The following is a 9,592-nucleotide window of genomic DNA, read 5'->3' as shown; positions in this document are numbered from 1 at the left end:
TCGAATTAACGAGTGTTGCTTTGTGATGCTGATAATCAGTTGACTATCAGTCTTACCTCACAAGCACCCACACGAATTGCTTGATTCAGTTGTTAAAGAACAGTTGGTTAAGTCTTTCGTCTCAACCAAGGCCGCGCATTCTACAGCAGCCTTTCTATCTGTCAAGCTGTTTTTCGAATTTGTTTCCGGAGAAACTTCTTTCTACTCAACCACTTGCGCCTTCGATCAGAACTTCTTCTCTCCAGCGGGAGGCGCATTCTACAGCGTTCAAAACCGCTGTCAACCACCTCTTTTCTACCGCTTTCGATCCATTCGACCGAACCACCAACAGGATCAAACCACCACCCTGTCGACCGACGCGCATTCTACACGCCAGATCCAGTTTTGCAAGCCCTTCATTTAACTTAACTTATTGATTAACAAGAAGTTTTTGAAGCGCTTCATCGCTGAAGTGGCGCGCATTCTACCGCCAGCAGAATGCGCGTCAAGCTTATTTTGCAGTTTTATGACTTATAACGCTTCCAGCGCCTCGCGCAGCCCGCTGCGTCGCTCCACTCGTCGCTGCACTGCCTGCTCGAAGATGCCTGCGCGGCTTTCAATAAGGCTGAACCAGTGGCGGGCCCGGGTGATGCCGGTGTAGACCAGCTCCTTGGTCAGCACCGGGTTGAGGCTGTCGGGCAGGATCAGCGCGCAATGGGCGAACTCGGAGCCTTGCGACTTGTGCACGGTCATGGCGAACACCGTCTCTACTGCGCTCAGGCGACTCGGCAGGATATGACGCAAGGCTCCACTGCCATCATTGCGTGGGAATACCACTCGTAATACCTGACGCGTGGGTGCGCCCGGAACCTCTGGTGGCTCGGGTAAGCGCAGCGCGATGCCGATATCGCCATTCATCAATCCCAGGCTGTAGTCGTTGCGCGTTACCAGCACCGGCCGACCTTCATACCAGCCATGCGCCTGCTCAAGGAGTCCACGCCGGACCAACGCTTCAGCGATACGCTCGTTGAGCGCTTCCACACCCCAGGCGCCCTTTCGAACCGCACAGAGCAGTTGAAACTGATCGAACGCCGCCAGAACCGCGCCAGCCCAATCATCCCAGGCTTGCTCCCCCGCCTCAGGTGCCGGGCGCTGCGTCTGCATCAGTTGCAGGTAATGGGCGTATCCCTGCGGACGCGATTCGTCACTGCCCTGCCCGTCTATTAGTAGTCGCTCCAGTGCGCGATCCTGCTCACCCGACAGACGCAGCACATGCAGGTCGTCCGCACCCGCTGCCAAAGTCGCACGAGCCACCTGCGCATCGCCCTGGTTCACCGCCCGCGCCAGACGTCCGATACCCGAGCCACTGCCGAAACGACGCGAGTGACGCAGCATGACGATGTGCTGTGCCAGCGCTTTATCACCGGATACCAGTGCCGGGTCGTCCAGCCGCTCGCCCGTCGGGCTTTCCAGCCATGTGCGCGTTGCCTCGCTGTAGCCGCCACTTTCTGCCTCTCGACATAAATCACCCAGTACCGCACCGGCCTCTACTGACGCGAGCTGATCCTTGTCGCCCAGCAGAATCAAACGCGCATGCGCCGGGAGTGCGTCCAGCAGGCTGGACATCATCTCTAGGTCGATCATCGACGCCTCGTCGACTACCAGCACGTCTAGTGGCAAGGGGTTAGCGGCATCGTGACGGAAATGACGACTGCCGGGACGACTGCCCAGCAAGCGATGCAGCGTCGTCACCAGCGTCGGAATCTGTTCACGTACCCGCTCCTCCAGCGCCAGGGACTGCACTTGTGCACCGATGGATTCGGTCAGCCGTGCAGCTGCCTTGCCGGTGGGCGCCGCCAGACTCAGGCGCAGCGGCTCGCCAGTAGCCATGGCAGCTTCCTGCAACAACGCGAGGAGACGCACCACCGTCGTCGTCTTACCGGTTCCAGGCCCGCCGGTAATCAGTGTGAAGCGTCCTTGAGCGGCCATGGCGCAGGCCAGCTTCTGCCAGTCGGTCAGGCGCTTACCCTCCACTACCAGCGGCTCGGGAAACAGTGAGGCCAATCGTGCAGTCAGATCGCTCGGTGCCGCGGCACTTGCCTGCAGACGCCGGGCGATGTTGCCGGCCACCTGACGCTCGTAGTTCCAGTAACGCCTCATATATAAGCAGGTGCCACTCAGGACCAGCGGCGCACCATCGGACTCCAGCAGCGTGCTGCCGACACAGGCCGCCAACCAGGGTTCCAGGCTGAGCCCGGCCAGCACCTGCGATGGCAGGATCATCGCTTCTTGCGCATCCTCGCCTTCCGGCGGCAAAGACAGGGTGAAGTCCGGGCAGGCCAAGGTGGCGGCCAAATCCAGGCAGACATGCCCCTGGCCCAGTTGGTGACTGGCCAGCGCGGCGCCGAGCAGGAGCAGAGGCGAAGCATGCGGATCCAGCTCGGCGAACAGCTGTGCCAGCGCCCGATCCAGCTCGCGCAGCCAGCCACGCTCGCTCCAGTTAGAAAGCAGAACAAAGAGTTCGGCGCGATCACGCAGCGCCGGCGCAAGCGTCGTAGTCATGCTGCGCCCTCCTCTACGTCGCCCATGAACAGCGCATCCAGACGCTCGATTAGTTCGCGTGGCGGCCGCGCCAGGTAGGCACCCTGCTGCGGTGCGCGCAGGAACAGGTAGAGCGCGCCACCGACATGCTGGTCGTAGTCGTAATCCGGTAGGCGCAAACACAGTTGCCGGTGCAGCGCCAGCACGTAGAGCACGTACTGCAAGTCATACCGGTGGCTGGCGATGGCCGTTTCCATCGCCTCGCGGGTGTAGGCGCTGTCATCGCTGCCGAGCCAGTTGGATTTGTAATCCGCCACGTAGTAACGCCCCTGATGTTCGAATACCAGATCGATGAATCCCTTGAACATGCCGTTGAGGGTGTCGGCACGCAGCGGCTGCCTGGCGATACCCGGTAGTTCGCACTGCTGTACCCACTGATCCAGCAGCCTGACGTCCACCCCACGCGCTTCGAACCAGAACTCCAGCTCGGGCTGATACTGCGTCAGTTGCGCCAGCACCACGCTATCCGCGCCACCCAGAGGGAGCGGCTGGGTCAGTAGCGCCAGCAGCCAGTCCTGCAAAGGGTCGATCCAGCCTTCCAGGCCGCGACGCTGGCAGCGCCTGGCCAGTGCCTCGCGCAGCCTCGGCGGATCCTGCACCAGGCTGGCGAAGCCTTCCTGCGCCGCCATTTCCAGCAAGCCATGGAGGAAGGTGCCGGGGTTCGGCCCGCGCGGGAAGCGATGCAGCCCCTGAGCGGATGCTGGCAGCGGCGTTAGGGCCAGCAACGGATCCTCATCGTCGATGGCGTTCTGCATCGCCGGGCTGTCGGGCGCGGCATCCTCGTGGCGACTGACCAGGCTGGGCGCATCCTCGTCCAGGCGTAGCGCACTGTAGGAAGCGATCCACCAGTGTTCGGCGGCGCGGCGTACCGGCGTGCGCCAGGACGGCTCGAACCGCTCATCTTCGATCACGCGATAGCGCTGCTCGCTGGCGGCAGGCACCGGCGCAACGGTGCTTTCCTGCCCAGCGGCAAAAGGCGCGAGCCAGCTGGTGAGCTCTCCACTGGTGGCCAGCGATACGCCGCCCCCGAGCAGATACCCCAAGGCCGATTCATGCAGGCGCGACTTCTTACCGTTACCGATCTTCAGATCCGCCACGCCCAACCAGCAGGCATGACGGGCACGGGTAAGCGCCACATAAAGCAGGCGCAAATCCTCACCCAGGCGCTCACGTTCAGCACGCTCCAGGCTGCCTTCATCGGGCTTGAGCACCAGCTGGCGGCGCTCACCGTCGTGGATCTGCAGCGGCTTCTTGTCATCCACCGGGCGGAATGCACAGATGAACGGCAGGAACACCAGGGGGTACTCCAGGCCCTTGGATTTGTGGATGGTCACCACGCGTACCAATGCCTCGTCGCTCTCCAGGCGCAACACCTGCTCGTCGGCCGCCTGGCCTTCGCCGGCCAGCAGCTCGCCCAGATGACGAATCAGCGCCAGTTCGCCGTCCAGTTCAGCGGCGGCCTGCTGCAGCAGTTCGGCCAGGTGCAACAGGTTGGTCAATACCCGCTCGCCATCGTCACGGCCCATCAGCCGCTGCGGCAGCTCGAAGTCCTGCAGCAACTGGCGCAGCATCGGCAGCACACCCTGGCGCTGCCAGCGCTGACGGTAATCGCGGAACTGCATGACCCGACGCTCCCAGGTACGCTCGTCGAGGTTGAGCTGCTCCAGCTCGCTCAACGCCAGCCCCAGCGTCGCGCTGGCCAGCGCTGCGCGCAGCGGGCGATCCTGATCCGGCTCGGCACAGGCGCGCAGCCACAGCAGCAGGTCACGTGCCTCCTGGGCAGCGAATACCGAATCCTTGTCGGAGAGGTAGACACTGCGCACGCCGCGCGCAGCCAGCTCGCCGCGAATGGCCTGCGCTTCATTGAAATCACGCACCAGCACGGCGATATCGCTGGGCCGCAGGGGCGTCAGAGCGTTCTCTTTGCTAAAACCAGCCTGCCCACGCTGCCCCAGATCCAGCAGGCGCACGATCTCGCTCGCCGCACCGGCTGCCATGGCAGCCAGATAGGCACCCTTGGCAACCGGCTCGTCGCTCGCCAGTTGCCACACCGTCAGGGCTGGCTGCGCCTGGCCGTCGACACTCCAGACTTCGCGTCGACCTTGCGCGCCCACCTCGATAAAAGGCAGATCATCGCGCAGCAGAAACGCACCCTCGCCGCCGTCACGCTGTTCGGCACGCAGGAAAACACCGTTGACGGAATCGACCATCGCCTGGCTGGAGCGGAAGTTCTTCTCCAGGTTGTAGTGCCGACCGGATGTGGCACGACGCGCACGCAGGTAGGTATGAATGTCGGCGCCACGGAAGGAATAGATGGCCTGCTTGGGGTCGCCGATCATGAACAGGCCGCAGTCGTCGCGATTGACCTCGACCTCATAGAGCGTATCGAAGATGCGGTACTGCAGCGGATCGGTGTCCTGGAACTCGTCGATCATTGCCACCGGGAACTGGCGGCGAATCACCTCGGCCAGGCGCACGCCATTGCTGCCTTGCAGGGCAGCGTCCAGGCGCACAAGCATGTCGTCGAAGCCCATTTCCGCGCGCTGGCGTTTCTCCCAGTCGAAACGCTGGCGAACCCATGCCGCCGCGTGGCGCAAAGCGGCATCAGAAGGGTCAGGCAAGGCATCGAGTTGCGCCTTGAGCAGCACCATGGCGTCCAATGCCGGATGGCCAGGCGCCTCGCCCTTCCAGGCTTCGGCCAGACCGTCAGGGGTCAGACGAGTGAACCCCGTGCCCAGGTCGAGACGCGACTCTTCGCTGGCGGCCCAATCACGTAACTTGGCCAGCCAGGGATTGTAGAAGCGTGCCTGGATTTTCTTGCCGTCCACCTGTTTGGCCGCCACCGCCGCATCCAGCAACAGCTGTAGCTCATCGGCCCAGGCCAGCCAGGGCGACTTGAGTTCGGCCAGCGCTTGTTCGCGCTGCAGTAGCGAGCTATCGAGCAGCTCGCCCAGCGACTGCGTCGGCTCTTCACCCTCCTCACCCAACAGAGGCCGCAACCTGGCGCCAAGGCCAGCGGGCGTGCCCCAGACGCTTGCCACCCATTGCAGCGCAGCGCCCTGTAGCGGATAGCCGTGCTGCCGCCAGTAATCGCGCACCACTTCAGCCAGCAGCTCGCTGTGGTCGGTCTCCAAGGTCTGGCTAAACAGGCTGCCGCTGTCGAAGGCATGCTCACGCAGCATGCGCTGGCACCAGCCGTGGATGGTGGACACAGCGGCCTCGTCCATCCATTGTGCCGCCAGCTCCAGGCGGCGGGCGCACTCGTCCCACTGCGTTTGCGCGAAATCACCACGCAGTTCACGCAGCAGGTCATCGCCCTGCGCATCACCACGAAATACTGTCGCGGCCTCAACCAGGCGCGCACGAATCCGGTCGCGCAATTCGCGCGTGGCCGCATCGGTAAAGGTCACTACCAGAATCTGCGGCGGCAGCAGGGGCTCGCGGAACGCAGCCTCACCACCATGCCCAAGGATCAGCCGCAGGTAGAGCGCGGAAATGGTGAAGGTCTTGCCTGTGCCGGCACTGGCCTCGATCAAACGGCTGCCGTGCAGGGGAAACGTCAGGGCCAGGGGGCGCTGTTGACTCATGCTGCGTCCTCCTCGAGCGCCTGGGGATTGCTATCGAGCAACGACTGATAAAGCCGCTCGCTCCATGCCGGGAACTGGCCATCGGCGGTGAGCGCAGCGTAGTCAGGGAACTGCCTCGCCAGGCTGGCGCTGCTCTGGACTTCACCGGTGAGGTTGTAGCCACCTTCGTAGACGCTGCGGGTCTTGTCTTCGTTGTTGTCCTGCAACCAGGCCAAGGAGGTTTTCAGGGCGACCGGCAGCGGCGCCTGCATGCCGGCACTCCAGGCCTCCAGCCAGGCACTCAGTACCTTCGCTGCTTGCTCGGTTTGCAAGGGCTCGAACGCCAAGCTGCGATCCTCACCAACCAGCAAGGTGGTCAGCGGCACACCGCAAGCCGCCGCGATGACATGCAGTACATAGGGCCGCAGCAGGCGATGCCACTTCCAGCTCTTGTCCTTGTGCAGCGCGCCTGGCAGCAGTTCCAGGCGCGCCAAGCTGCCATCGGCCTTATGCCGCAACCCGGCGAGCCAGCCGTCGAGCTGAACGCCAGCTGCGGCGAAAGTCAGGCGCTGCGGCGATTCCAGCAGGTTAGGCCAGCACAGGCAAAGCCCCTGATAACGCCGCAACTGCGCCGGCAGGGGCTCCAGCAAGGCATTGCGATACTGCTCGCCGAACCCGGCCAGCGGCAGAACGCCGCTGCGTTGCAGGCGATCGGCAGCCGTCCTCAGCGCATCCTCGCTGTCACCCTCGTCTGCGATCGCCGCCTTGAGCAAGATTTCCTGCAACTGGTAGCGCTGCAGACCGTCGAGGGCGAATGGCTCGCTGTCGAGCTGCACCTGCTCCTCTTCGTCGAGAAACACCTTCAAGCGGCGGGTAAAGAAACACTTCACCGGATCACGCAGGAACGACTGCAACAGCTCAGGCGTGAGCTGATGTCTCTCTTCCCAGGCCAATAACGGCGCAGCGCTCTCGCCCGCCGAGGCCTGGCCATGCAGGGCCGCCCACTCGTGGGCATAACTGAACAGTTGCGCCTCGCCATTGAAGTAACGGCGGCTGAAAGGCTGCAAGGGATGCTCGGTGGTCAGACCATGCAGAACGTCGCCGCCATCGGCCAGCGTCCAGGCACTGCCAAGATGGTCGCGCAGCTGACCGACCAGCACGGAAGGCGGGCGCTCGCTGTTGTCGCGAATGCTACGCCCTACCCAGCTGACATACAGACGATCACGCGCTGCCAACAGTGCTTCCAGCAGCAGATAGCGATCATCCTCGCGGCGCGAACGGTCACCAGGTCGGTAATCACCGGCCATCAGGTCGAAATCCAGCGGCGCCTGGCTGCGCGGGTAGTCGCCATCGTTCATGCCCAGCAGGCAAACCTGGCGGAACGGGATCGCGCGCATCGGCATCAGCGTGCAGAAATTCACCGCCCCAGCGAGAAAGCGCTGGCTCAGCCGCCCCTGATCGAGCCCGCCGAGCCAGGCTTCGCGCACCACCGGCAGGGTCAGCGCTTCGTCCAGCGTCGCAGCCTCGCAAAGCTCCAGCCAGGCATCCAGCGCATCGAGCAATTGGGTGGTGAGCACCTCTTCACGGTCGTTCTGCGGCAGGAAGAAATCGTCGAGCATGCCGCGCAAGCGTTCACCCCACTGCACCGGCGTGGCCGGCTCGCGCAGTTGCTGCAGATGCCGGCCGAGGGTTTCCAGCAGGCGTGTCACCGGGCCGATCAGCGCAGCATCGAGCCCGCCGATTTCGTCATAGGGCTCGATACCGGCAAAGGCGTCGGCCGTACCCACTGCGTAGCCCAGCAGCATGCGTCGCAGACCGAAGCGCCAGGTGTTCTGCTCCAGGTTCTCGCCGAGGCCAAGCGACTGCCGCTGTGTCGCGTCCAGCCCCCAGCGCACACCGGCACCCTCCAGCCAGCGGCGCAGGGTGGGCAACTGATCCTCGGCGATGGCGAAGCGCTGACGCAACGCGGCGACATCCAGCAGGTCGAGTATCTCGCTGACGCTGAAGCGGCTTTCCGGCAGGCGCAGCAGGTGCTCCAGCGCGATGACCATCGGCTCCTTGCCGCGCAGCCCCTGGTCAGCCAGGGTGAAGGGAATGAAACGCGGGTCGTCGCTGGCGAACTGGCCGAACACAGCCTGGATATGCGGTGCATAGGCGTTGACGTCCGGCACCATGACGATCACGTCGCGCGGCCTTAGCGTGGCGTCCTCGCTGAAGCTGGCCAGCAGTTGGTCGTGCAGCACCTCCACCTCGCGCTGAGCGCTGTGGCCGATATGAAAACGCAGCGAATGATCACGTGCGGGGTCGACCGCAGGCCAGGTGCTGCGCGTTTCCGCCAGTGGGCGCAGGTCGAGGATATCGTTCTGCAACTGGCCGAGCAGGCTGTCCTCGTCGGCCGGACTGAACAGGTCGATGCGCTCGAACTGCTCGCGGTAGCGCTGCGGCTCGTCGTACTGATCCAGCAGGTTGATGTAGTCACGCCCCTGCTTACCCCAGGCCGCGAGCAACGGCTGCCCGTGCTGGTGCATGTCTTCCTGCTCGAACAGGCCGATCTGGGCACTTGGTTTGCCTTTGCGCTGCTGACGGCGGTATTCGTGGCGCAGCAGATCCTTGTCTTCGACGATATCGCCCCAGTGGTGCTGACAGGGGTTGTGCACGTAAAGCATGACCTGGCTGAAGCGCGCCATGGTAGCCAGCGCTTCCAGCACCTGGGCCGGCAACGAGGAGATGCCAAAAACGGTGATACGCCGGGGTAGCCCGGGCGGCGCTGCATCCAGTTCGCCCATACGGGCGACGAAACGCGGATGCACGCCAGCGCGGCTCTCGGCCAGGTGCTGTTCGCCAACGTCCGCCAGCAAGGCACGCCACAGCGCGGGTTGCCAACGGGAATCGCCCTCCAGCATCCGTTCACCACCGCGCGAGGTACGCAGCCGATCATGCCCGGCAGCCCAGTCCGCCAGCCAGTCAGCGCGATAGACCTGGTATTGGTCGAACAGATCAGCCAGACGCTCAGCCAGTTGGTGACGCTTGCGAAGATCCTGATCATCGGCGAGGAAGCGGCGCAAAGGGGCGAACGCTTCCTCGGCCAGCAAGCCTGGCAACAGCCGCATCAGACGCCAGGTCAGCGGCGCCTTGTCCAGCGGCGACTGCTGCGGGATCGCATCCTTGCCCAGCACGTTGCGGTACGCCTGCCAGAGAAAACGCGCCGGCAGGTCAACATCCAGCGCGGCAGCAATCCCACATCCATCACGCTCGGCCAACGCCAGCTTGAGCCACTGGGCGATGCCATTGCTCTGCACCAGCAGCACTTCGTTCTCCAGCGGCCGCAGCGGATAGCGGCGCATCCACTGCACAGCCAGCGCACGCAGCTCTTCGAGGTGGTTGCCGTGAATGACGATAAGGCCGGGGGACAACTCCGGGCTGGCGGGCATCGACTGACTCCTGTC

General features: G+C 63.8%; 3 protein-coding genes. All 3 read right to left on the bottom strand.

Translation table 11 applies throughout. The annotated features are described in order from the left end of the window. Nucleotides 1-510 precede the first annotated feature (510 nt). Genes recD through recC form a run of 3 tightly spaced genes read right to left on the bottom strand, consistent with a single transcriptional unit; the run spans nucleotide 511 to nucleotide 9,577 of the window. On the bottom strand, nucleotides 511-2,541 hold the full coding sequence (gene recD / locus BM059_RS21350) for an exodeoxyribonuclease V subunit alpha (protein ID WP_074941260.1): 2,031 nt from the start codon (nucleotides 2,539-2,541) through the stop codon (nucleotides 511-513). Then, complete coding sequence (gene recB, locus BM059_RS21345) at nucleotides 2,538-6,167, bottom strand: exodeoxyribonuclease V subunit beta (protein WP_074941259.1); 3,630 nt, start codon at nucleotides 6,165-6,167, stop codon at nucleotides 2,538-2,540. Before recB ends, recD begins: the two co-directional genes overlap by 4 nt. Then, nucleotides 6,164-9,577 carry an exodeoxyribonuclease V subunit gamma gene (gene recC, locus BM059_RS21340; RefSeq protein WP_074941258.1) on the bottom strand — a complete coding sequence of 1,138 codons (3,414 nt, stop codon included), beginning with the start codon at nucleotides 9,575-9,577 and terminating at the stop codon, nucleotides 6,164-6,166. The genes recB and recC overlap by 4 nt, the downstream gene beginning before the upstream one ends. Nucleotides 9,578-9,592: the final 15 nt, after the last annotated feature.

The sequence above is a fragment of the Ectopseudomonas composti genome (genome assembly GCF_900115475.1).
Lineage (GTDB): Bacteria > Pseudomonadota > Gammaproteobacteria > Pseudomonadales > Pseudomonadaceae > Aquipseudomonas > Aquipseudomonas composti.
Note: the sequence above shows the minus strand (reverse complement) of the source record. Positions and strands in the feature narration are given on the sequence as shown.

What these genes read in the sequence shown, in the direction of transcription:
- recD (WP_074941260.1), bottom strand. Translation starts at nt 2,541, where the DNA reads ATGACTACGACGCTTGCGCCGGCGCTGCGTGATCGCGCCGAACTCTTT.
- recC (WP_074941258.1), bottom strand. Translation starts at nt 9,577, where the DNA reads ATGCCCGCCAGCCCGGAGTTGTCCCCCGGCCTTATCGTCATTCACGGC.
- recB (WP_074941259.1), bottom strand. Translation starts at nt 6,167, where the DNA reads ATGAGTCAACAGCGCCCCCTGGCCCTGACGTTTCCCCTGCACGGCAGC.